General features: G+C 66.5%; 25 protein-coding genes. 14 read left to right on the top strand and 11 right to left on the bottom strand.

All coding sequences use genetic code 11. The annotated features are described in order from the left end of the window. Nucleotides 1-294 precede the first annotated feature (294 nt). The 12 genes from DL991_RS42000 to DL991_RS41945 all read left to right on the top strand — a co-directional run bounded on the left by DL991_RS42000 (nucleotide 295) and on the right by DL991_RS41945 (nucleotide 10,493). Nucleotides 295-1,638, top strand: a complete 1,344-nt coding sequence (locus tag DL991_RS42000; protein ID WP_125789917.1) for a hypothetical protein — start codon at nucleotides 295-297, stop codon at nucleotides 1,636-1,638. A gap of 54 nt (nucleotides 1,639-1,692) precedes the next feature. Continuing rightward, entirely contained in the window at nucleotides 1,693-2,931 is a 1,239-nt protein-coding gene (locus DL991_RS41995; RefSeq protein WP_125789916.1) for a helix-turn-helix domain-containing protein, read from the top strand. 5 nt (nucleotides 2,932-2,936) lie between these two features. After that, the gene (locus tag DL991_RS41990; protein ID WP_125789915.1) at nucleotides 2,937-3,497 is read left to right on the top strand and encodes a flavoprotein; all 561 of its coding nucleotides are present in this window, start codon (nucleotides 2,937-2,939) and stop codon (nucleotides 3,495-3,497) included. Nucleotides 3,498-3,602: 105 nt separating this feature from the next. After that, nucleotides 3,603-3,899 carry a hypothetical protein gene (locus DL991_RS41985; RefSeq protein WP_044854568.1) on the top strand — a complete coding sequence of 99 codons (297 nt, stop codon included), beginning with the start codon at nucleotides 3,603-3,605 and terminating at the stop codon, nucleotides 3,897-3,899. A 23-nt stretch (nucleotides 3,900-3,922) separates the two neighbouring features. Continuing rightward, nucleotides 3,923-4,384: a hypothetical protein gene (locus DL991_RS41980; RefSeq protein WP_125789914.1), complete on the top strand. Its 462-nt coding sequence runs from the start codon at nucleotides 3,923-3,925 to the stop codon at nucleotides 4,382-4,384. 303 nt (nucleotides 4,385-4,687) lie between these two features. Next, entirely contained in the window at nucleotides 4,688-4,936 is a 249-nt protein-coding gene (locus DL991_RS41975; RefSeq protein ID WP_125789913.1) for a hypothetical protein, read from the top strand. After that, nucleotides 4,914-5,168: an AMED_5909 family protein gene (locus DL991_RS41970; RefSeq protein ID WP_037319352.1), complete on the top strand. Its 255-nt coding sequence runs from the start codon at nucleotides 4,914-4,916 to the stop codon at nucleotides 5,166-5,168. Before DL991_RS41975 ends, DL991_RS41970 begins: the two co-directional genes overlap by 23 nt. Before the next feature lie 308 nt (nucleotides 5,169-5,476). After that, complete coding sequence (locus tag DL991_RS41965) at nucleotides 5,477-7,039, top strand: FtsK/SpoIIIE domain-containing protein (RefSeq protein WP_125789912.1); 1,563 nt, start codon at nucleotides 5,477-5,479, stop codon at nucleotides 7,037-7,039. Continuing rightward, nucleotides 7,036-7,422, top strand: coding sequence for a hypothetical protein (locus tag DL991_RS41960; RefSeq protein WP_125789911.1), 387 nt, complete (start codon nucleotides 7,036-7,038; stop codon nucleotides 7,420-7,422). The genes DL991_RS41965 and DL991_RS41960 overlap by 4 nt, the downstream gene beginning before the upstream one ends. Then, the gene (locus tag DL991_RS41955) at nucleotides 7,422-9,041 is read left to right on the top strand and encodes a replication initiator (RefSeq protein WP_125789910.1); all 1,620 of its coding nucleotides are present in this window, start codon (nucleotides 7,422-7,424) and stop codon (nucleotides 9,039-9,041) included. The genes DL991_RS41960 and DL991_RS41955 overlap by 1 nt, the downstream gene beginning before the upstream one ends. Nucleotides 9,042-9,051: 10 nt before the next feature. Then, entirely contained in the window at nucleotides 9,052-9,243 is a 192-nt protein-coding gene (locus DL991_RS41950) for an AlpA family transcriptional regulator (protein ID WP_125789909.1), read from the top strand. Then, nucleotides 9,243-10,493 carry a site-specific integrase gene (locus DL991_RS41945; protein ID WP_125789908.1) on the top strand — a complete coding sequence of 417 codons (1,251 nt, stop codon included), beginning with the start codon at nucleotides 9,243-9,245 and terminating at the stop codon, nucleotides 10,491-10,493. The genes DL991_RS41950 and DL991_RS41945 overlap by 1 nt, the downstream gene beginning before the upstream one ends. Nucleotides 10,494-10,537: 44 nt before the next feature. Here the strand turns inward: DL991_RS41945 and DL991_RS41940 are convergent, their stop codons facing one another. After that, nucleotides 10,538-11,710, bottom strand: a complete 1,173-nt coding sequence (locus DL991_RS41940) for an acyl-CoA dehydrogenase family protein (protein WP_185927251.1) — start codon at nucleotides 11,708-11,710, stop codon at nucleotides 10,538-10,540. Between the two features lie 104 nt (nucleotides 11,711-11,814). Between DL991_RS41940 and DL991_RS41935 the strand changes: the two genes are divergently transcribed. Next, nucleotides 11,815-13,464, top strand: coding sequence for a class I adenylate-forming enzyme family protein (locus tag DL991_RS41935; protein WP_125789907.1), 1,650 nt, complete (start codon nucleotides 11,815-11,817; stop codon nucleotides 13,462-13,464). Nucleotides 13,465-13,493: 29 nt separating this feature from the next. On the opposite strand, the gene DL991_RS41930 is transcribed toward DL991_RS41935, so the two are convergent. The 10 genes from DL991_RS41930 to DL991_RS41885 all read right to left on the bottom strand — a co-directional run bounded on the left by DL991_RS41930 (nucleotide 13,494) and on the right by DL991_RS41885 (nucleotide 21,289). Then, nucleotides 13,494-14,114: a DUF3558 domain-containing protein gene (locus tag DL991_RS41930; protein WP_125789906.1), complete on the bottom strand. Its 621-nt coding sequence runs from the start codon at nucleotides 14,112-14,114 to the stop codon at nucleotides 13,494-13,496. Continuing rightward, nucleotides 14,098-14,799 carry a hypothetical protein gene (locus DL991_RS41925; RefSeq protein ID WP_125789905.1) on the bottom strand — a complete coding sequence of 234 codons (702 nt, stop codon included), beginning with the start codon at nucleotides 14,797-14,799 and terminating at the stop codon, nucleotides 14,098-14,100. Before DL991_RS41925 ends, DL991_RS41930 begins: the two co-directional genes overlap by 17 nt. A 2-nt stretch (nucleotides 14,800-14,801) precedes the next feature. After that, the gene (locus tag DL991_RS41920; protein ID WP_125789904.1) at nucleotides 14,802-15,158 is read right to left on the bottom strand and encodes a hypothetical protein; all 357 of its coding nucleotides are present in this window, start codon (nucleotides 15,156-15,158) and stop codon (nucleotides 14,802-14,804) included. Next, on the bottom strand, nucleotides 15,155-15,463 hold the full coding sequence (locus DL991_RS41915; protein WP_125789903.1) for a YbaB/EbfC family nucleoid-associated protein: 309 nt from the start codon (nucleotides 15,461-15,463) through the stop codon (nucleotides 15,155-15,157). Before DL991_RS41915 ends, DL991_RS41920 begins: the two co-directional genes overlap by 4 nt. Further along, nucleotides 15,460-15,930 carry a YbaB/EbfC family nucleoid-associated protein gene (locus DL991_RS41910; protein WP_125789902.1) on the bottom strand — a complete coding sequence of 157 codons (471 nt, stop codon included), beginning with the start codon at nucleotides 15,928-15,930 and terminating at the stop codon, nucleotides 15,460-15,462. Before DL991_RS41910 ends, DL991_RS41915 begins: the two co-directional genes overlap by 4 nt. A 138-nt stretch (nucleotides 15,931-16,068) precedes the next feature. Further along, nucleotides 16,069-16,566, bottom strand: coding sequence for a 5-(carboxyamino)imidazole ribonucleotide mutase (gene purE, locus DL991_RS41905; protein ID WP_125789901.1), 498 nt, complete (start codon nucleotides 16,564-16,566; stop codon nucleotides 16,069-16,071). A 13-nt stretch (nucleotides 16,567-16,579) separates the two neighbouring features. After that, the gene (locus DL991_RS41900) at nucleotides 16,580-17,764 is read right to left on the bottom strand and encodes a 5-(carboxyamino)imidazole ribonucleotide synthase (protein ID WP_125789900.1); all 1,185 of its coding nucleotides are present in this window, start codon (nucleotides 17,762-17,764) and stop codon (nucleotides 16,580-16,582) included. Between the two features lie 44 nt (nucleotides 17,765-17,808). Beyond that, nucleotides 17,809-19,014 carry a glycosyltransferase 87 family protein gene (locus tag DL991_RS41895; protein ID WP_125789899.1) on the bottom strand — a complete coding sequence of 402 codons (1,206 nt, stop codon included), beginning with the start codon at nucleotides 19,012-19,014 and terminating at the stop codon, nucleotides 17,809-17,811. Beyond that, on the bottom strand, nucleotides 18,989-20,335 hold the full coding sequence (locus DL991_RS41890) for a glycosyltransferase 87 family protein (protein WP_125789898.1): 1,347 nt from the start codon (nucleotides 20,333-20,335) through the stop codon (nucleotides 18,989-18,991). Before DL991_RS41890 ends, DL991_RS41895 begins: the two co-directional genes overlap by 26 nt. An 81-nt stretch (nucleotides 20,336-20,416) precedes the next feature. Continuing rightward, nucleotides 20,417-21,289 (bottom strand): GGDEF domain-containing protein, encoded by an 873-nt coding sequence (locus DL991_RS41885; RefSeq protein ID WP_125789897.1) that lies wholly within the window; start codon nucleotides 21,287-21,289, stop codon nucleotides 20,417-20,419. A 258-nt stretch (nucleotides 21,290-21,547) separates the two neighbouring features. On the opposite strand from DL991_RS41885, the gene DL991_RS41880 reads away from it, so the two are divergent. Beyond that, on the top strand, nucleotides 21,548-22,553 hold a 1,006-nt coding region (locus DL991_RS41880), incomplete at its 3' end, for a sigma-70 family RNA polymerase sigma factor (protein WP_199754314.1).

Below are 22,553 nucleotides of genomic sequence, written 5' to 3'. Positions count from 1 at the left end.
GACTGGGCGTAACAGGTGGCGATACACGGGCGACCGGTATGTCACGACGCTCGTTGAGGAGGGCCGACGTTGGCTATGGGGACATGCTCGCCGCTGCCGGGTGGCGCTGCGCACGGTGACCCGCTGGCGGCCGCGTCGCCCGGCCGGTGGGCGGAGCGGAGCGGCAGCCCGCCGTGTCGGGAACCGGCGCGGCCGCCCAGGCGAGGGCTACCTACGCGCCCGGCGCGCCGCCCGGCGGCGGCGCGCCCTTGATCCCATAGAGCCAAGTTCGGCAGTGCATAAGAGAGCAGGTCCATGACAGATCCTCGACTGTTCAATGACGCGCGTGACGAAATCGTCGCTCGTGCACGCGCTACTAATGTCGAATGCGAATTTCCAGAACGCCGGGACGGCACTCAAGATCTACTGCTCAAGATTCCCAATGGAAAGCGCAAAAAAGATCTTCTTATCAGCAGATTAAAGGCCGAACAATTAGCGACCGTTAATTTCAATTCTTGGGTCGCACTAGGGGATTACAACGCACTCTGGGATAAGTCGTCCAAAATGGTTGAAGTTGAGATTCGCGGCCAGTCTACTTCGGTTTTTATCACCATGAGACAGCTGACCCGCGTTCCCGGAGTCCAGAAGGTAGCCCCGGACATCAACCAGCCAACTATATTTGATTCGCTAGATGACTCCGACGACGTCGACACGTGGACATCGACCGAAAAGCCCGAGGGTTGGCGCTTGTCACTCGGTGGCAGCAAGGTCGACATTGAAATATCTCCGTCCACAGTAAACATTCTCCTCTTTAAACCCCATCTCGAATTTAGCAGCAGAACACTGGGCAGAATACCGTCCATCAAACTATTTGGCGTAGAATTCACCACTCATGATGAAGCGCTTAGAGCGACAGAAAAGATCGTCAATTCTATTCTATTCGATCTCGATCTATGCACGGGGCTAGCCTTCTCCATGACGAAGCAGCGGCCTCGGAGAGGCTTTCGCGAGGACCGCGACCCCGTACAACCCGTACACCCGTCGAGGGTCTATGCAGAAGAGGCGCTCTCGCTTTATGCATTCGGAAGATCCGCGAACGGCATGCCGATACAGCAATTTTTGGCCTTCTATCAAACCCTAGAGTATTTCTTCTCAACCTACTGGGAGAAAGGTCAGGCAGAATACCTAAGAAGCCAACTTTCCGATCCGCGCTTTCGCACTGACGACAACGACAAGCTGACCCGAATTATCAGAAGAATCAAGGGTGACGGAAATCGAGGTGTCGGCGAACGAGAACAGCTAGAGAGAGTGATTGAAGGCTGCATCTCAGATGAGGACCTGAGGGAATTTATCTCATCCGACAGCAACAGAGAAGTAGTCCTAGGTGACAGGAAGTTACTACTGGGCGTTGATCCCGTTGCACTTCAAGACAAAAACCGAACAGTGATAAGCCAAGCCGCGAAGCGAATCTATCAGATCCGATGCAGGATCGTTCATGGGAAGCAAGACGGCGGGGGAGATAACGCGCCTCCACTACTGCCTTCCTCCGACGAAGAAGGTCTACTTTGGCATGATATAGATCTCGTTCAATTGCTGGCACAAAAGGCACTAATCGCGTCAAGCTCAGGCGATGCGTGGTGGCTTCCTAGAGGCAGCTAGGCAAGATTTGATTTCCTGACATGTCGATCTAGTGGCACCTGTTAGCCTGGAGGTATGCGTGGTGCGGGTGATCAGCTCAGCATCGGGGAGCGTATTGCCTTCTACCGGCGGCGGCGTGGTCTGTCGCAGGCGGTTCTTGCTGACTTGGTGGGTCGTACTGAGGACTGGCTGAGCAAGATCGAGCGCGGTGAACGCGAGATCCGGCGCCTGGACGTGCTGGCCGACGTCGCGCGAGGCCTGCGGGTGACGCTAGGAGACCTCCTCGGCGAACCGGTCCTGATGGAGGACGAGGACAAGAACGATGACGTCCCGGCCATCCGCGACGCCCTGATGGCCCCGAGGCGGCTGTCCCGCACTCTGTTCTCCTCAGCCATGTCACCCGAGTACATCGACCCCGCACCAGTGGCTCAGCTGGTGGAAGGTGCCTGGTCCAGCTATCAAAAGGGCGACCTCGGCCGCGTCGTCGCCGCACTGCCGGGCCTGATCAAGACCAGCCAGGGCATGGAGTCCGCCTCGGCCGACGACGAGTCCTACCGGCGGGCCTGCGCTGCGGTGTCCGCGCGCGTTCACCACCTGGCTGCAACAACGCTGAGCAAGATCGGTGAAGCCGACCTCGCGTGGATCGCGGCAGAGCGCGCTATGCAGGCGTCCGACGAGGCGGATGATCCGCTGGTCCTGGCCTCGGCAGCTCGGTCGGGCACGCACGCCCTGCTGGCGGTCGGCCGGTTCGATGACGCGCTTGAGCTGGGCGACGTGGCCGCGAAGTGGCTGGTTCCGAGGATGCGCGCTGGTGATCCGGCCGCGCTGAGTCTCTACGGGATGCTCTACCTGCGGACGGCTGTCGCCGCTGCGCGGCAACAGGACCGGTCGACGGCGAACGAGCTGCTGTCACACGCGGGTCGTGCGGCTGATCAGCTCGGTGTGGACGCGAACCACTGGCAGACCGGGTTCGGCCCGGCGAACGTCGAGTTGCACCGGTTGTCGGCGGCGCTGGATCTGGGCGATATTTCGCAGGTGATCGAGTCGGCTCCGAGGATCAGCGTCGATCATCTGCCGGTGGAGCGACAGGTCACTCATCTGATCGACTTTGCGCGGGCGTTGAGCCTGGTCGCGAAGGACGACGAGGCGTTGTCGGCGCTGCTGACGGCGGAGCAGAAGGCTCCGGGGATCGTCCGGCACAGCACGGCGGTGCGGGAGGTCGTGCGGTCGATGTATCGTCGCGCCCCGGCAACGGCTGGTAAGAAGTCCTCGCCCTTGTTGGCGTTGGCTGAGCGCTGCGGCGCGGTGAGGTAGGTCGGGTGGCGTCGCGTGTTCTGGGCCTGGTCGGCTCGGGTGCTGGTGGTGTTGAGGACCTCCTTCCGCGCGTGATCCGGCCACTTCAAGAAGAGGGCTGGACGGTCGCGGTGACCTTGACCCCGACTGCGGGGCGCTGGCTGGACGAGAGCGGCGGCCGCGCCGAGATCGAGGAGGCCACCGGGTTCCCGGTCCGGGTCGAGCCGCGCTCGCCGGCCGAAACCAGCCCGCATCCGGCCCCGGACTGCTACCTGGTTGCGCCCGCTTCGGCGAACATGGTCGCCAAGCTCGCGATGGGCATCGCCGACAATCAAGCCCTGACGCAGGTCAACGAGGCCATCGGCACTCTCGGCCTGCCGGTCGTGGTCTTCCCGCGTGTGAACGCCGCGCACGCTCGTCACCCGTCCTGGGAAACCCACATCGACGCGCTGCGGCGGGCTGGTGTGCGTCTTGTGTACGGGGACGACGTGTGGCCGCTGCATGAACCGCGGAGCGCTCCGGGCCGTGAGCTGCCCTGGTCAGCGGTGCTTTCCGCGGTGAACGAGGCCGTTCCTCTCTCCCGCTAGTACCTACCCGGACAGTTTGTCCGGGGTGAGGCTGCTCACTGGGTGTCTCCTGTGTTCAGCGCGCCCGACCGGGCTCGCCGAGACCGAGACATCGGGAGAGCACACATGGGCATTCACGTGGTGATTCAGCCCCTCGTCGGCTACGGCGCGGCGGTGGTTTCACCCTCTCCTGGCGTTCGTCAGCTCGTCGCCGGAAGTGAAGAGACCTCCTTCATCGTCCAGGTGCCCGCCCGTATCGGCGGCCTGATGGACACCGCACGGTTCGCGCAAAGTCTCGCGGCCGCTGCCAGCGAGTTCAGCGAGTGGTGCGAAACCCAGCACCGCACGCGCTCGCATTCCTCCTCCTTCCACGACCAATGGTCCGACGCTGCCGACGAAACCGTCACGCGCAAGAACGACTGATCACACGCACCTAGGAGCACAAAATGGCTATCTACAAGGGTTTCCGGTTCCCCATCGATTTCGACGAGGCGTTCGGACAGGGCTTGGTCATGGTCGGTGAGGTCTCGCCGGACAACGAGTACCAGTCGCGAGAGGACCGTGCTGCGGGTCGTCCGGCGCGTCAGCGGGTCGACGAGGTGACGGGCAAGCGTCAGTGGAAGGTCACGGTGACCGACCCGGACGAGGTCAAGGCGAAGCGGGCGTCGTTCGAGATCACGTTGCTGGCCGATGTGCAGCCGGTGCCGACGACGTCGGAGGTGCTGCCGGGGATGCGGCCGATCGAACTGGAGGGCCTGACGGCTGAGCCCAAGGTGGCTGGTCAGGGCGAGTTCAAGTACCAGTCCTACCTGTTCCGCGCGACCGGCTTCAAGGCTGCGGCTTCGGGTGGGGCGTCGAAGCCGTCGCGGACCTCGGGCGCTGCCGAGTCAACGCCCAAGGCTGCGTGATGCCGGGCGGGGTGCCGGGGAGCCACCGCGTGGCCGTGGTTTCTCTGCACCTGGTCCAGGTGTGGGAGACGGCCTACCGCCACTACAGCGCGCTGACGGCCAGGACGGCATCCGGCGCTGATGCGTTGGCGGCTCATGACCTGGCCGTCGCCTCGGTGGCGGTGGCGGCGTCCTGGCGGGACCTGGCCGCCCATGGGCAGTTGCCGTGGTGGGTTCTCGCGGCCGTGACGGCTGCGGCAGAAGGTTTCGAGGAGAACGCGCGGTCATGGGAGATGCGCGCGTACGGCGAGGAAGGGCAGGTCCGTGGCGTTCAACGCGATGTGGAAGCCGGGGCCGCAAGCGGTCGCGGGAATGCAGGGCAATGGTTCGGCGAACCCGGCCTTGGTGATCTACCTGGATCCGGACAGCCTGGCGATCCTGCCGCCGTCCGACCCGGCCGTGTGGCCGGAGTTCATCCGGCTCCTTCGCCAAATCCGCGACAGCGCGGACGAACTGGCCGTGTTCCTCGACAAACACAAGGCGGTGCGCGATGACGACACCGGGCCGGAATGAGCCACAGACATTGGCGGACGCGCACCTGGTCGCTTCGGCCCATCGTCCGAAGCCCGGGGCGAACCTGACGACCTGGCTGAAGTTTCATCAGGCCAACGCGCGCATGTACCGGGCCGTGTCCGATGTGGACCGCGCGCACCACCACGAACTCCGTTACTGGGTGGGCTACGAGGAACGCAAGGCGGAGGAGGTGGCCGCGAAGATCCAAGAGGGGAAGTCGCAAGCCAGCTGAAAACTGAATGACAGAGCGAAAAACGCACGTGGGGACGTGCGGCGTACAAACACGTCCTCACACGCTTTTCTTGTCCTGTAAGGCGCAGAAGCGGAATCCGGCTACCAACCTTGCCGCTCCTGCGCTGTCCACAACCTCTGGAAGTGAACAATGACAACGCTAAACGATGGCAACAAGCGACCGCTAGACGGGGTCACCCAAAAGCGCTGCACAGTCTGCAAGCGGTTCGCCAAGCTGCTCCCCGGTGAGACGGAATGTGCTCCCTGCCGGGGAATGCTGCCGCTGGACCTGACCGGTGGTGGTCGCCGATGAACGGGATCGGTGTCCTTCTCATCGGCGGCGGGGTGCTCGGTGTAGTGGTGTGGCTGCTGCACAAGATCGGGCGTGCGCTCGCCACAATCGCGGAAGTCCTGGCGGCGGCCGCACTGGTCTTCATCGCCCTCTGGTGGCTGATGAAAGCGTTGCTGTGGCTGGGAAAGCAAGCCATCACGCGCTGGCGGACCAGTCTCGCCGTGGTAGGGATCATGGCGTGGTGGCAGTACCTCGGGTGGCTGCCCCTGGCGATCGTGACTGGCTCGGTCGTCGCCGTGCTGGCGTCGTGGCGGCTGATTGACGTGGTGTCCTATGACCACCACTGCGGCCGGTTCCTGCGCTCCTGGTGGATGCGCTGGGCGGTCTACGCGCGCAAGCTCCCGGCCTGGCTGCACGCCTGCGGGCTGAGCATCCGGGACGAGACCCTGCCGGTGGAAGTGACGGTAAACCTGGTCGGCCGTCGACGATTGCTGTCCCGCAAGGCCGCCTCGGCATCACGGGCCGTTCAGGTGCCGAAGGTGCTCAAGGTCCGGTCGGGACCGTCGTGGGACGAGGTGCGGGTCCAGCTCGTTCCTGGGCAGAAGCCCGAGGACTTCGACGAGGCCGCGCGGGCGCTGGCGGTGGCGCGCAAGGTCAAGCGCTGCCAGGTGCGGGAACTGGAGCCCAACGTGGTCTCCATCGACTTCCAGCGCCGGGACCTACTCAAATCCGCGGTGACCTCCCTTCCGGTCCCTGACCTGATATCTCCCGATGGGATCGGCGTGGATCTGCGGCATGTGTGGTCCGGGACCACGGAGTACGGCTCGGACTGGCGGGTACCGCTGGTCGGCTCGGGCGCGCACTGCCTGACCGCTGGCGCGACCGGATCAGGCAAAAACTCGGTCATGTGGTGCCCGCTGGTGTCGGCCGCACCCGCGATCCGGTCCGGTGTGGTCCGGGTGTCTGGCATCGACCCGAAGGGGATGGAACTCGCCTACGGGCGCGGGATCTTCGCCCGGTACGCGGTGACCGGCAAGCAGGCGCTCGAACTCCTCGACGGCCTGCTTGAGGAAATGGAAGCCCGCAAGCACGAGTTCGCCGGACGCGTGCGCATGATCCCGATCAGCGTCGAGCATCCGCTAGAGGTTCTGGAGTTCGACGAGATCGGCGCGCTGACCAAGTACACCGACCGCAAGACCCGCGACGCGATCGTCGAGAAGGTCGCGCTTCTCACGACGCAGGGGCGGGCCTTGGGCATCACGGTGCGCGGCTACGTCCAGGAACCCACGAAGGACACCGTCCCGGTTCGAGAACTGTTCCCGCGCCGCGTCTGCCTGCGGGTGACCTCCAAGACCCACGTCGGGATGGTGCTCGGCGACGGCGCTTACGAACGCGGTGCCTGGGCGAACCGGATCGGCGATTCCGAAGCCGGTGTCGGCTACGTCTGGGGCGAAGGCGTCCGCGAACCCCTGCGCGTCCGGGCCGGATGGGTCGCCGACGAGGGGATCAAGGCCCTGGAGACCTACGTGACCAACTGTGGCACTCACGTGGTTGGACTCTCCGAAGGGAGGGCGGCATGAACCGGCTGATGGTCTTCCTCGACGCGATCCGCGACCACTTGGATTCGTTCGCGCTCCCTCCGACCGCGTCGGTTCGGGTCGGGGTGGGTCCTGATCCGATCACGGTGCAGCTCGACTCTGACCGCCTGGAGGACGTGGCTCGTGGGCTGCTCACGTGGGCTGCCTCGCTCGACGACGTGACTGCCTCTCTGTGGCGCCCTGCGGGCGGCGGCTCGGTGCACCTGGAACTCAGTGGCCGGACTCCCTGCGGCATCCCTGTGGTCGTTTACGGCGGCGTCTGGTTCGACGAAGCCACGTTCCCTGATCTGCCTGCGGGGATGCGGCAGGAGATGCCGGTGTTCGTGCTGCGGCAGTGGGACACGCCTGGGGAGGTGGCTGCCTGATGAGTAGCCAGGAATCCGCGGTGACTATGCCGGCCAAAACCCGGGCCGCCCGGATGCGCGAACCCCTCGCCTCCGACGTGGTGAAAGCGACGGCAGAGAAGCACGGGGTTTGTGTCCGGCCGTTCACGATGGAAGTCGGCGACACCGACACCGGAGAGCTTCGCTACGTCCCCGTTCCCTGCGGCTCGACCGTCGAATCGGTCTGCCTCCCGTGTGCTCGCAAGGCCAAGGCGCTGCGACAAGTCCAGTGCCGCGAAGGCTGGCACATGGAGACCGAACCCGACTTCACCCCGGAGCCGCCCTCCGAGACCCAAACGGAACTGCTGGCATTCCGGGCTGACCTCGTCGCCACTTACCGACAAGAGACCAACCAGGCGGAAGCCGAGGAGCTGCGGGAGGAGATCCAAGGCGTCGACGACGAACTTCGGCAACTCGGGATGCGCGGCCGTCTCCCCTCGATCGACCCGCCCACGAAGAGGGCGGTGAAGCGCTCGACGAAACGGCGGCAGGACGCGCCGAACCTGCCTCGCCGGAAGGTCGCCAAGACCACCGTGGGCCGCGAGTACGCGGGACGGTTCCGGCCGTCGATGTTCGTCACGCTCACCTGCGACACCTACGGCCCCGTCCGATCCGATGGCGCACCGGTCGATCCGTCGACCTATGACTACCGGCGGGCCGCTCGGGACGCGGTCCACTTCTCCGCGCTCGTGGACCGGTGGTGGCAGAACCTCCGGCGGGTCGTGGGCTGGGACGCGCAGTACTTCGCCACTGTGGAGCCTCAACGGCGGGCGGCTCCGCACCTGCACGCGGCTATCCGGGGATCAGTGCCGCATGACGTCATTCGGCAGGTGACGGAGGCGACCTATCACCAAGTCTGGTGGCCTAACCATGACCAGGTCGTCTACGTCGACCGGATGCCGCTCTGGGACGGCGACGCCAGAGTGTTCGTCGATCCCGACACCCGCGAACCGCTGACCGACTGGGACGACGCGGTAGAGGCTGTGGAAGACCCGGCGCATGTGGTCACCTTCGGCCGTCAGGTGCACTCCAAGGGCATCCTTGGTGGCTCGGAGGAAGCCGGGCGGCACATCGGCTACCTGACCAAGTACCTCACGAAATCCACGGGTGAGGTGGTCGAAGCCGACACGGCGCGGCAGAGGGATCACCACGACCGGTTGCACGCGGAACTGTCGGTGACACCCTGCTCGCCTCGCTGCGCGGTCTGGCTGCTCTACGGCATCAACCCCAAGGGCGCCAACGGAAAGACGACACCAGGCCACTGCAAGGGACGGGCTCACCGGCGGACCACCCTCGGCCTGCCCGGTCGGCGGGTGCTGGTGTCCCGCAAGTGGTCGGGCAAGACGCTCGTCGACCACAAGGCCGATCGGAAGGCGTTCGTCCTGGAAGCGCTGGCGGCGGTTGGGATCGAAAAGCCCGCACCGGACCCGGCTCGCCTGGTCTGGCGCAAGGTCGACTCCGGCGACCCGTCCGTGCCGCCTCGGGACCACCTGGTGATGCATGCGATCTCGGAACGGATCACGTGGAAAGCCGAGTACGACAAAGCACTACTAGCCGCGCAGAGTCCGCCGAATCTTTCGGCAACTCCACTAGCAGCCTGAGGAGGACGAGATGGACAACGTGAGCAATGTGGACCGGCTGTGGTCGGTCGAAGACGTCTCGGCCTACCTCGGCGTACCGGTCAAGACGCTCTACCAGTGGAAGTGGCTCGGTGAAGGTCCGCCGGTCCGCAAGATCGGCCGTCACCTTCGATACGACCCGACCAAGGTCCGCGCCTGGAGCACGGACGAGGCGGCGGCCTGATGGGACACATTCAAGATCGCTGGTACCGCCCCGCCCGTGACAAGGAGACCGGCAAGGTCATCCTCAACGGGCGGGGCAAGCCCGTGCTCGAAAAGACCGAGCTGTACGGCATCGGCATGCGGTACAAGGTCCGCTACCTCGACCCGGACAACGAAGAACGCTCAAAGTCGTTTCCGGACAAGCAAAAGAAGCGTGCTGAGGACTTCCTCATCGGGGTGGAGTCGGACAAGCGCGAAGACAAGTACATCGATCCGCGGGCGTCATCGAAGATCTTCCGCAAGCAGGGTGAGAACTGGCTCAAGGCCACTTCCCCTGACCCGGCCACCCGCGAGATTCTTCGTAGCCGCCTGGAAAGCCAAATCTACCCGACCTTCGGGCACCTGAAGTTCGGCCAGATCAAGCCGTCCACCATTCGTGACTGGGTGGGCGACATGGACGAACGGGGGCTGTCCTCGAACTATCAGGTCGTCCTGTTCACCATCGTGGCCGGCGTGCTGGACTCAGCGGTCGACGACAGGCTCATTCGCGAGAACCCCTGTCATGCCAAGACGGTTCGACGGCCGGTCGGTGAAAGCCCGCAGGTCGTCGTGTGGCCGGAAGAGCGAGTGCACAAGGTGCGGAAAGGGCTCGCCGAGCGGTTCCGAATCGCTGTTCCGCTGGGCTCTGGGCTGGGCCTGCGGCAAGGGGAAATCCTCGGGTACTCCCCGGACGACATCGATCGGGACGCGATGACCGTCCATGTGCAGCGGCAGATCAAGACCGTCAAGGGTGTGATGATGTTCGCCCCGCCGAAGGGTGGCAAGACGCGAACCGTGCCACTCTCCCCCGCCATGCTCGCCGAGATCGACGACCACGAGGACCGGTTCCCGTCCGTCGCGGTCACGCTGCCCTGGCGGAAGCCGGACGGCGAACCCGTGACGGTCCGACTCCTGATGACGGGAGAAGAGGGGCGGCTCTACACCGGGGACCTGTTCACCAAGGTGGTCTGGCAGGGCGCGTTCAGGGCGGCTGAGATCGCCTACCGTGGCCGGGCGGACGGCATGCACGCGCTGCGGCACTTCTTCGCCTCGACGCTGCTGTCTCGCGCCGTGTCGATCAAGGAACTCGCCGAGTACCTCGGCCACTCCGATGCCGGGTTCACCCTGCGGACGTACACGCACCTCGTCCCGTCGAGCCACGAGCGGGCTCGACAGGCCATCGACGCGGTGTTCGGGCGGCCTGGCACTCATGACGGCCTGGAGGCGGCCTGATCATGAGCAGCCAGGGCCACCCGAACTACCGGATCAAGATCGAATCAGCCCTTGAGCAGGGCGCGCGCCATGACCATGCGCTGGATCTGGTTGGTGCCTTCGTAGATCTGGGTGATCTTCGCGTCGCGCATCATGCGCTCCACGGGGAAGTCGCGGGTGTAGCCCGCGCCGCCGAAGAGCTGCACGGCGTCCGTCGTCACCGACATCGCGATGTCCGACGCGTACGCCTTCGCGGCCGCGGCCATGTAACCGCCGCGCTTGTCGCCGCGTTCGGTCGCCGCGGCGGAGGCGTAGACGAGGTTCCGGGCGGCTTCGATCTTGATGCCCATGTCGGCCAGCATGAACTGGACGCCCTGGAACTCCGAGATCGACTTGCCGAACTGCTTGCGCTCCTTGACGTACGCGATCGACGCGTCGAGTGCGCCCTGCGCGATGCCCAGCGCCTGCGCGCCGATGGTCGGGCGGGTGTGGTCGAGGGTGCGCAGCGCGGTCTTCAGGCCGGTGCCGGGCTCGCCGATGATGCGGTCGGCCGGGATGGTGCAGTTCTCGAAGTGGATCTCGCGGGTCGGCGAGCCCTTGATGCCGAGCTTCCGCTCCTTCGAGCCGACGGTGAAGCCGGGGTCGTCCTTGTGCACGACGAACGCGGAGATGCCGTTGGCCTTCTTCTCGGCATTGGGGTCGGTCACCGCCATTACGGTGTACCAGGACGATTCACCCGCGTTGGTGATCCAGCACTTGGTGCCGTTGAGCACCCAGTGGTCGCCGTCGAGCTTCGCGCGGGTGCGCATCGACGCGGTGTCCGAGCCGGCTTCGCGCTCCGAAAGCGCGTACGACGCCGACGCCTCGCCGGAGGCGATCGAGGGCAGCACGAGCTTCTTGAGGTCTTCCGACGCCGAAAGGATGATCGGCACCGTGCCCAGCTTGTTCACCGCCGGGATCAGCGACGCCGACGCGTCGACACGCGCGACCTCTTCGATCACGATGCAGGCCGCGATGGCGTCCGCACCCTGGCCGTCGTAGGCCTCGTCGATGTGGACGGCGTTGAAACCCGACTTGACCAGGGCGTTGTACGCCTCGATCGGGTAGCGCTCGTCCTCGTCGACCTCGGCCGCGTACGGCTCGATTTCCTTCTCCGCCAAGGCACGGACCGCGGCCCGCAGCTCTTCGTGCTCCTCGGCAAGCTGGTAAAGACCCGGGCCGTCAGACACCTTCGTCACCTCTTCTAACGCGTTTGAGAGTTCGACCGATGTTAGCGCTCGTTCACATTGTGCGACATCGCGTGCGCTTGTGTCTTTGACCGCAAAGTCCGTACGTTCGAGTGATGCAGCTCACCCCGTTCCCCCGGTCGCTCGAATATCCCGAGGTCCCGGTCGGCTCGGTGCTGGCCGGCGCCGCTGCTCGATGGGGCTCCCGAACCGCCTTCGCCCACGGAGACCAGAGCCTCACCTTCGCCGAGACGTACAGCGCGGCCTGCCGGTTCGCGAACGCCCTGCGCGCGGAGGGCATCGGCCGCGGTGACGTCGTGGCCCTTCACCTGCCGAACTGCCTGGCGTACCCGATCGCGTACTACGGCACGCTGCTCGCGGGCGCCACCTTCAGCCCGGCGAACCCGCTGCTGCCGCCCGACGACCTCGCCTTCCAGCTGGCCGACGCCGGAGCGGTCGCCGCCGTCACCGTCGGCCCGGTCGCGCGCATACTCGCCGCGGTCCGTGACCGGACGGCGGTCCGGCTGAGCGTCATCGTTCACCCGCCCGAGGAAGTGAGCGAGAACGAAGTCGAGTTCACGCGGTTCTACGCCGCTCACTCCGACGAGCGGCCGGACGTCGAGATCGACATCCACCGCGACCTCGCCCATCTGGCGTACACCGGCGGCACCACCGGACGATCGAAGGGCGTCTGCCTGCCGCACCGGAACGTCGTGGTCAACAGCCTGCAGAGTTCCTGCTGGCGGCTGGGCGCGGTCCCCGCCGTCGACGACTCGGGAGAAGTGATCGTCGACCAGCTCGGCGGTCCGGACGAATGGCCGTCCCGGATCGGCACCGGCGTCGCCCTCAACCTGACGCCGTGGTTCCACGCCATGGGCACCATCGCCGCGCTGAACGTCCCGCTACTCGATGGCGGCACCGTCGTCCTGCACGACCGCTTCGACCCGGCCGCGTACGTGGCCGACGCCGAGCTGCTGCGGGTCACCACCATCGGCGGGGCGCCCGCGCTGTTCGCCGCCCTGCTCGCCTGCCCCGATTTTCACACGGCCGACCTGTCTTCGGTACTGACCATCGGTTCCGGTGCGGCGCCGATGAACCACGAGATGATCCGCGCCCTGCAGAAACGCTTCCCCGGCGTGATCATCACCGAGGGCTATGGCCTCACCGAGGTCACCATGGGCGCCATCATCGCGCCGTCGTATCGCTCCGCCACCCGGAAGGTCGGCTCGGTCGGCCTTCCGCTGCCCGACACCGAGATCAAGATCGTCTCGGCCGAGGGCGGCGAGGATCCGTTGCCCGCGGGCGAAAGCGGCGAGGTGTGCCTGCGCGGCCCGCAGGTGATGACCGGCTACCGCAACCGCACCGAGGAGACCGCGGCCGCGCTCGTCGACGGCTGGCTGCACACCGGCGACATCGGCATCCTCGACGAGGACGGCTATCTGTCCATTGTGGATCGCAAGAAGGACATGCTGCTGTACAAGGGATACAACGTCTTCCCGCGCGAGCTCGAAGAGCTGCTGATCACCCTGCCCGGCGTCTCCGCGGCGGCCGTCGTCGGCAAACCGGACACCGAGGTCGGCGAGCTGCCGGTCGCGTTCGTGGTGCGCAGCGACGAGAACGTCACCGCCGAGCAGCTGCTGGAGGCGGTCGGTGCTCGCGTGCTGCCCTACAAGCGGCTGCGCGCGATCCACTTCGTCGACCAGATCCCGGTTTCGGCCGCCGGGAAGGTGCTCAAACGAGAGCTGCGGAAGCAACTCGCCGAGTGAACCACCGCAAGTAGGTGACTAATCGCGTGTCACCGGCCGCGGAGGTTGCCGATCACCAGCTCCGCGGCCTTGAGCACACCCGCACACCGATCGGTGCCCCAATACTGCGAATCAACCCCGTCTGGAACCATGTAGTCGAACTCGAGAGCCGCGTCGTCCGACACGCCGACCACCATCGCGCACGACTTCATGTCGCCGAACAAGTGGTACTGCGCCGCAGGCAGGCCTTCGATCGACAATTCCCTCCACCCGGAGTATGTGCCCTGATTACTTGCACTGAGCGCCGTCAGTCCGGCAAGGCTTTTTTCTTTCACTGCCGGGATCTGCACACGCAACTGCGGCGCGTCCCGGGTGACCCACGCACACCCCAGCAGAGGAGAATCCGCCCGACTGGGCTTGACCCGATCCGGCGGATCGATGACCAACGCCGCTACATCCTCACGTTTCAGCGAGCCACAAGGGTCTGCCCGAAAAGACGCGAGATCAACAGGTTGCTCGACCGGCGTAACCGGGATCGCGTCTCCTGCCCTGGCAGGCGCCGGCCGCTCCTTGAGCAACGGGTCGGGCTTGCCCGGACCGCACCCGCCTGCGAGCACGACTATCGCGAATACGACGACAGATACGAAACTCACACTATTCCGGGACAGCATCCGGCTCGACCTTCCATTGCTTCTGCTCGTCCATTCCGGAACCTTCGCGAAGGTCAGGAACCTCCACGAAATTCGTCTGGATCTGCACGAGACTGATAGCACCCGCCTTGAAAGCGCCGATTGACTTGAGCGCCTCGTCGAACAGCGAGCTGATCTTTTTGACGAGTTCACCGAGTGCCTCGATAACCGAATCTATGACGTCAGCGAAGGTGAACAGATTCACCCCGGGAATAACAGAAGTCAGAGCGGCTACCAGTGCCTTCAAATCTATCTTGGCAAGCTCTCCGGCACATTCGCCGAGGAGAGTGATCGCCGTACCGTAGGTTTTGATCACCTCGTTCGCGATGCCCGCCATCACTCCGGAAATTCCGGCTACCGCCTCCTGTTCCGACTTGAGCGCATTGGTCACGTTCGCGGCATGCGCGACGAACTGGTCGGCCGCCCGGCCGGTCCAGGTGCCCGCCAACGCCTGCACCGCATCGCCGATGTCGTCGTGCGCGCCTTGGATCGCGGCATTACTTGCAAACCGGAACGCGATCTCTTGAATCCCGACGGCGTTACCGAGAAGCCGCGTTCGAATATCATCGAGCATGCGGAAAACATCCGGACGACCGATAAGCGGAAGCCCGGCGAAATCGCGAATTTTCTGGTCTGCGGCGAGCGGGTATGCCGGCAAATCACTCACGATCATTTCCCGTCTTTCTCGATGTCCTGGAGGCGCTTGTAGTACTCCTCGTCCTGCGCGTCGTAGTAGTCGGCGGCCTTGTCCATGGCGTCCCCAAGCTTGATCAAGCGATCGAAGCCACGAGTGCTCTTTGCCTGCAACTCGGCGATCATCCCGTTGAAGGCTTCGATGATTCCGGCCTCTTCGCCGAGCATGCCGACGTCATGAACATTGAGGCGCAGTCCTTCGATGTCGACATTCGCGAAATCACGGATACGCCCGGCAGCATGAAAGACGTCCTCGGTCGCCCTTCGAAGGGCTTCCGGATACACCTCGTAGCCGGAGCCATTGGAGCCGAGCGGCTCGAACGGGCCGCTCATCGAAAGCCTCCCTTCTCCGCTTCCTCGATCAGTGCGTCACGCCTCGTACGCGCTGCACGCTCGGCATCATTGATCGCGCGCAGGATGTGCCGGGCCAGGCTCGCCGCCGTCTGTGTTTCCACGGCGTCGGGGTTCAAGTCGACCGACCTCAACGAGCCCATCCCGTCCACCGTGACCGTGCCGAGTCCGGTAGGAATGTTCCAAGTCAGGATCGCCGCACGACCACTGCTCGCGGCATGCTCGATCGCGGTGACTCTCGTATCGATTTCCTTCGCAAGGTGGTACAGCCTGTCGTGGGTGTTCACCTGTGGCCACCCCGATCGTCGAAGTCCTCATCGGAGAGGAAGTCGACTTGGTCGTAGCTCTCTTCATCGGGCACTTCGCCCCGTGACGCCCGCGCTCTCCGGCTGGCAGTGGACATCTCCACCGGTGGCGTCGGCGGTGGCCGATCCGGACTCCCCGCTCCCCATTCCGACATAGGCGGCGAGGCCGGTTCTTTGCCGATCACGGCCGCAAGCTCCGGGACCGCGGCCGAGTGGGCGGCGCCACGCGCGGCGTGGACAGCCTGCACGATGCTGTTTCCGAGCAGTTGAGGGTGTGCGCGGTTCAGTGCGTTGTCCGAGATCCGCAGATCGACGAGTTCGCCGCGTCCGGTCACCGTCGCGGCCACCGCTTGATCCGCGGACCGTCCGATGTGCACGGTCCCCGTGAGTCGGGCTTCCATGGCCCGCACCCGATCGCGAAACACTCGCGGATCCTGCGGCGCCGTCATGACGGCATCACAAAGCAAAGCATCGTGCTCCCTCCTTCACCACCGGACGGTTCTGACCGGCAGTGCCCGCCTGACACCTTACTGTGACGGCCTACGCCCGCAAGCAAGTTCCAAAGAATCGGAGGAAGTGGAGCAGATTCAGCCTTCGACGCGTTTGCGCAGTGCGGCGTCCTTGTCGAGCACCAGCTGTTCCAGGTCCGCCTGGAACCGGGCCATCTTCGCCTGCAAGCCCTCGTCGGACGCGGCGAGGATGCGCACCGCGAGCAGCCCAGCGTTGCGTGCGCCGCCGACGGAGACCGTCGCGACCGGGACACCGGCGGGCATCTGGACGATCGAGAGCAGCGAGTCCATGCCGTCGAGGTACTTCAGCGGCACCGGCACGCCGATCACCGGCAGCACCGTCGCCGACGCGACCATGCCCGGCAGATGCGCGGCCCCGCCGGCGCCCGCGATGATCACGCGCACACCGCGCGAAGCGGCCGACGTCGCGTAGTCGAGCATCCGCTGCGGGGTGCGATGCGCCGAGTAGACGCCGACCTCGTATTCGACGCCGAACTCGGCCAGCGCCTGCCCGGCCGCTTCCATCGTCGGCCAGTCCGAGTCGCTGCCCATGATCAGGCCAACCTGCGGCGCCATATTCGATTACTCCCTAGTGAATTTCGTAGCCGTCGAGCCAGACGGCGTGGGAAAGCCAGTGTGCGGCGAGCAGCGCGCGGTCGCGCAGCTCCTCCATGCGTTCGCCGACGAGGTTGACGTGGCCGAGTTTGCGGCCGGGACGCTCGCCCTTGCCGTACAGGTGGACACGGATGTCCGGGTACCGCGCGAACAGGTGGTGCAGCCGTTCGTCCGGCCCCATCTCGGGCGCCTCGGGGGCGCCGAGGACGTTCGCCATCACGCAGGCGGGGGCGATCAGGTCGGTCACGCCGAGGGGGTAGTCGAGCACGGCACGCAGGTGCTGCTCGAACTGCGACGTCTTCGAACCGTCCTGGGTCCAGTGCCCGGAGTTGTGCGGGCGCATGGCGAGTTCGTTGACCAGCAGGCCTTCGTCGGTCTCGAACAGCTCGACGGCGAGCAGGCCGGTCACGTTCAGTGTCGCGGCGATCCGCAGCGCCAGGTCCTGCGCCTCCTGCGTGCGCTGGACGCTGAGCCCCGGCGCCGGCGCGAGCACCTCGGTGTTGATCCCGCCGGACTGCACGGTTTCCACCACCGGCCACGCCGCGCCCTGTCCGAACGGCGACCGGGCGACGAGCGCGGACAGTTCGCGCCGCATGACGACCTTTTCCTCGACCAGCAGCGGGGTTCCGGCGTCGAGCAGTTCGGGGACGGTCTCGCGGGCGTGCTGTGCGGTGTCGAGCATCCAGACGCCGCGGCCGTCGTAGCCGCCCTGCGCCGCCTTGAGCACCACCGGCCAGGAGTGCTTGCCGCCGAAGGTGATCACGTCGTCCACAGAGGACACTTCGGCGAACGCGGGGCCGGGGATCTCGAGTCCGGCCATCATCTCGCGCATGATGAGCTTGTTCTGCGCCATCGACAACGCGGCCGGATCGGGCCGGATGGTGACGCCTTCCATCGCGAGCGTCAGCAGGTGCTCGCCGGGGACGTGCTCGTGGTCGAAGGTCAGCACGTCGACCTCGGCGGCGAACGAGCGCAGCGCTTCGAGGTCGGTGTGGTGCCCGTGCACGACCTCACCTGCGACGAGGCCGGCGGATTCGTTCTCCCCGGCGGCCAGCACGCGCAGGGACTGGCCGAGGGAGATCGCCGCCTGGTGGGTCATCCTGGCCAGCTGTCCGCCGCCAACCATGCCCACGATCGGAAGACCGGTTCGCTTGTCCACTACTGCCGCACACTCCCGCTCAAAAGCCGATTCCGCGGATGAGATTACTTGGCCGCCACGGCCACGACCTGGGCGGACCCGCGTCGCAGTTCCCTTGCGGCCAGGCCTGTGATGGCGATCGCAGCCGTGAGGACATAGATGTTGCCGAGCAGTGACCAGCCCATCCCCCAGCCGAACTCGGTGTCCCCGCCGTTGGGCACGAACATGATCATCCCGCTCGCGAACAGCACCGCGACCCCCGCGGCCGGAACCCACGATCGGCGGAGGACGAGCAGGACGAGCAGCGGCACCGTCCACACCCAGTGGTGTGACCAGGACACCGGCGAGAGCAACAGCCCGTAGAACGCGGTCACCAGCAGCGCGCCGACGGGATCGCCGCGGCGATGCAGGCGCACGACCAGCCAGACGGCGGGTACGGCGAGGACGGCGGCGATCGCGATGGCCACGGTCAGCGACCACGGCGCGAGTTCCGAAGCGCGGTTCACCAGTCCGTTGAGTGATTGGTTGAAGATCCAGTGCACGGAGCCGACCCGGCTGGGGTCGGTCGCCGACTCCGTCCAGAACCGGACGGCGTCCCCGGGGATCACCGCGAACATCACGGCTTCGAGCGCGACGAACGTGCCGAGGGCCCGCAGCGCGTCCTTCCAGCGGCCGGTGAACAGCAGATGCGGCACGAAGATCAGCGGCGTCAGCTTGATCGCGGCCGAGATCCCGATCAGCACGCCCGCCCAGCGCGAACCACGGGCCGAAAGCACCAGGACGTCGAGGACGATCAACGCCATCAGGATGAGGTTGATCTGCCCGAGGAAGATCGTCTTCCAGACCGGCTCCAGCGCCAGCGCCCCCGCCGTGGCCAGCGGCAGCACCCACCACCGGGTGATGGGGGCACCGCAGGCGCGGGCGACCACGGAGATCACGACGCTCAGGCAGACCAGGGAGAGCGCGCCCACGACGCCCCAGGTCAGCCCGGCGGGGACGATCGCGAGCGGCAGGAACAGCGGCGCGGCGGCCGGGGTGTAGGTGAACGGCAGCAGCACCCACGGCGGCAGTGTCGTCAGCGCCTCGCGGGTGTAGAGCGGTTCACCCTTCAGCAGGGTGAGAGCTCCGGCGCGGTAGACGGCGCTGTCCGCGCCGAGGTGCCATTCCCCCAGCCAGGCGACGACGCCCAGCGCGAGCATCGCCAGTGCGAGCACACCCGCCAGCGTCGCCCCGACGATCCGGGGGTCAGCCGCCTGCCGTGACTTCAGCATGCTTGTCGTCGTCGCTCCGCTTCCGCCGCAGATACCACCAGCGCCCGGCGAGCGCGAGCGCCAGTACCAGTGGCATGAGGATGTACGCGCTGCCGAGGATGTTCTCCCACACCTTCCAGTGCAGCTCGACATTCCGGCCGTTCGGCAAGATCAGCAGCACGCAGCTGATGAAGACGAAGAACACCGCGAAGGTGCCGAGCCAGCGTTTCCACGCGGTGGCGGGCGTGGTCTTCGGCAGCCGCGAGACCAGCAGGACGACAAGCGGCGCCACCCACACCCAGTGATGCGTCCAGGAGATCGGCGAGATCAGCAGGATCCAGAACGCCGTCACGAGCATCGCCGCGAGCGCCTGGCCCTTGCGGTGGAAGCGCAGCACCAGCCAGATCGCCGGGATCGCGAGCAGCGCGCCGATCCCCATCGCCGCTTTCGACGCCCAGGGCGCGAGCTCGGTGAAGCGGTTCATCAGCGCGTTCAGCGACTGGTTGCCCGCCCAGTGCACCGGGCCGATGCGGCCGGTGTCGGGCAGTGTGTAGGTCCAGTACCGGGCCGCGTCGTGCGGGATGATCAGGAACATCAGGCCCTGCATCACGACGAAGGTGATGAGCCCGCGGATGGCGTCCATCCGGCGGCCGGTGATGAAGAGATGCCCCAGGAACACGATCGGGGTGAGCTTGACCGCGGCCGCGACGCCGACGAGCACGCCGCCCCAGCGGCTTCCCCTCGCCCCGATGACGAGGATGTCGAGCATGACCAGCGCCATCAGGATGATGTTGATCTGGCCGAGGAAGATCGTGCGCCACACCGGCTCGAGGCCGAGGAAGACCAGGAAGAACGCGATCGTCGAGCGGGCGGGCGAGGCCCACCAGCGGGGGCCGTCGGTCGAGGGCTTCGGCAGTGCGCCGATGGCGATCCGGACGCACAGCGCCAGCGCGAGCAGCGAGACCGCGGTCAGGAGCCCCCAGGCGACCTGCGTCGGGACCAGCGCGAGCGGGATGAACAGCAGCGCGGCGGTCGGCGGGTAGGTGAACGGCAACAGCGCCCACCACGGTTCCACCGGAAGGGTGTTCGCGTCGTACAGCGGGTCGCCGTTCAACAGCGTCTCGGCGCCGGCGCGGTAGACCGCGCTGTCCACGCCGAGCACCCATTCGTGCTGCCAGCCCCAGATACCGAAACCGATCGCGACCAGCGGGATCACCGACAGGATCAGGATCGATCTCGGCCGGACGGACAAGCGGGCGAGCGACCTCCGCAGCGAGAGACGATGCTGCGGGCGGCTCGCCGAAACGTCGCCGTTGGCGTCGGCGGGAACAGTCCGGGTCACGCAAACAGGAAATCATGAACCGGGTCGTGCCTGGTCGACAGGGTCGGCCGTGACCTGGAGAACGTCTTACGCTACCCCGCGTCAGGAGCGCGCGAGACTACCGAGGAGATCGCACGCCAGATCGTAGGTCGCCGGGAGCCGGACGGCCGAGATCTGCGGGCGGCCGGTGTCCCGAAGCTGGGCGTCCACCGAAAGCCGCTCGTTGAGCGCCCTTCGCAACGCGACGCCGGACGAGGCGAGCCGCACGTCCTTCGGGACGAGCACGCCCGCGACGGACGGCCCGATCGAGGCGACGCTTTCCCCACCGTCGAACACCTGCTTCAAGGCGTCCGCGACCAGGATCATCCCGGTCAGCCGGGGCCAGCCGGCGACCGAGCTGAAGTCCATCGACACCACGAGCAGCGTGTGCGCCTCCGAGACCGGCCGTTCGTCACGACGGGCCTGGCGGTACAGCTCGCTCAACCGGGTCCTCAGGTACGCGGCCGTGGGCAGCCCGGTGAGCGGTTCGGTGACCTCGGTGTTCACGAGCTGGTCGGTCGCGACGTCCGCCCACGCCAGCGCCGTCACCCGGAGTAACCGGGAGGGTGTGGAGTCGACATCCGGTTCGAGGAAGCCGTCGACCGCGTCCGGATCGGCGAGCACGGCGTGCAACGCCGCGAGGTCCGCGAGCGTTTCGGCCAGCCCGGCACCCGCGGCGGCCCGTGCCCGGCCCAGCCCCGCGAGGGCGGTCTCCGCCACCTCGGCGGGAGCGACCCGGCCGTTCTTGATCACCGCCGCGCAGACGGCGTCGACCTCGGGGAGGCCCCAGTCACTGGGGAAACGCCAGCCCGCGGCCAGGCTGGCCGTGCGCCAGCGGGCCCGCAGTGCGCGGAGCGTGCGATCTCGTTCGAACCGGTTCCAGGCGGTTTGCCCGTCGGATCCCCCGGACGGCGCACCGGTGGCCGGTACGTCCACTGCCCACCGCCCCTTTCCGTTCCGATCTTTTCGATCTTGCGATCGCTTCACGGTGGGGACGCCGGTCCACGCCGCGCGTGACGGCGTTTTCCAAGGATCTTTCCGAACTCTTCGGTAACCCCGGTGCGGGTGAAGGTGTTGCGCTCTCCGGGTCATCGACGGGGCCGCGAGGTGACGTGCGTCGCCCAGTCCGTCACACTGAGCGGGTTCGGGCGTTTAAGAAAGTAGACCCGCCGAACCAGCAGATGAAGGAGCCCCGTGTCCACCGTTCCCGCCGATCTCTCCGGTAGGAGTGACGCCGAGCTGATCGCCGAGGTGCGTGACGGGAAGATCGCGTCCTACGGAACCCTGTACGAGCGCCACGCCGGCGCGGCGCACAACCTCGCCCGCCAGCTCGCCCGCTCGAGTTCCGAGGCCGACGACCTCGTTTCGGAAGCCTTCGCGAAGGTGCTGGACACGCTGCGCGTCGGCAAAGGCCCCGACGCCGCGTTCCGCGCGTACCTGCTGACCGCGCTCCGGCACACCGCCTACGACAAGACGCGCAAGGACAAGCGCGTCGACCTGAACGAGGACATGTCCGACGTCGGCGGCGCCGTCGGCGAAGCGCTGACGGTCCCCTTCTCCGACACCGCCGTCGCCGGGCTGGAGCGCACGCTCGCCGCGAAGGCGTTCGCCCGGCTGCCCGAGCGGTGGCAGGCGGTGCTGTGGCACACCGAGATCGAGGGGCAGACACCCGCCGAGGTCGCCCCGCTGCTGGGGCTGACCGCGAACGGGGTCTCCGCGCTCGCCTACCGCGCACGTGAAGGTCTGCGGCAGGCTTATCTGCAGGTCCACCTGGCCGAGAACTCCGCCGAACGGTGCCGCGCGAGCGCGGACAAGCTCGGCGCGTGGACCCGCGACGGGTTGTCCAAACGCGAACGTGCCCAGGTCGAGAGCCACCTGGACGAATGCGAGAACTGTCGCGCGCTGGCCGCGGAACTGGCCGACGTCAACACCGGTCTGCGCGGGATCATCGCGCCGATCGTGCTCGGTGGCGCGGCTCTCGGTTATCTGGCGACGACCGGCGCGGGCAAGGCGGGCGCGGTCACCGCGGCCGCGACGGCCGCCGCCGCGGGTTCGAGTTCGGGCGGGGCCGCCGGTGCGGCCGCGGCCGGACCGCGCCAGTTCGCCGGAGTGGCCGGATCGAGCGCGGCCATCGTCGCCGCGGTCGCGGTGGCGCTCGCCGCCGGCGGCGGTACGCAGGAGATCCCGGCGGCCGCGGCCG

The sequence above is a fragment of the Amycolatopsis sp. WAC 01375 genome (assembly GCF_003947325.1).
GTDB lineage: Bacteria > Actinomycetota > Actinomycetes > Mycobacteriales > Pseudonocardiaceae > Amycolatopsis.
Note: the sequence above shows the minus strand (reverse complement) of the source record. Positions and strands in the feature narration are given on the sequence as shown.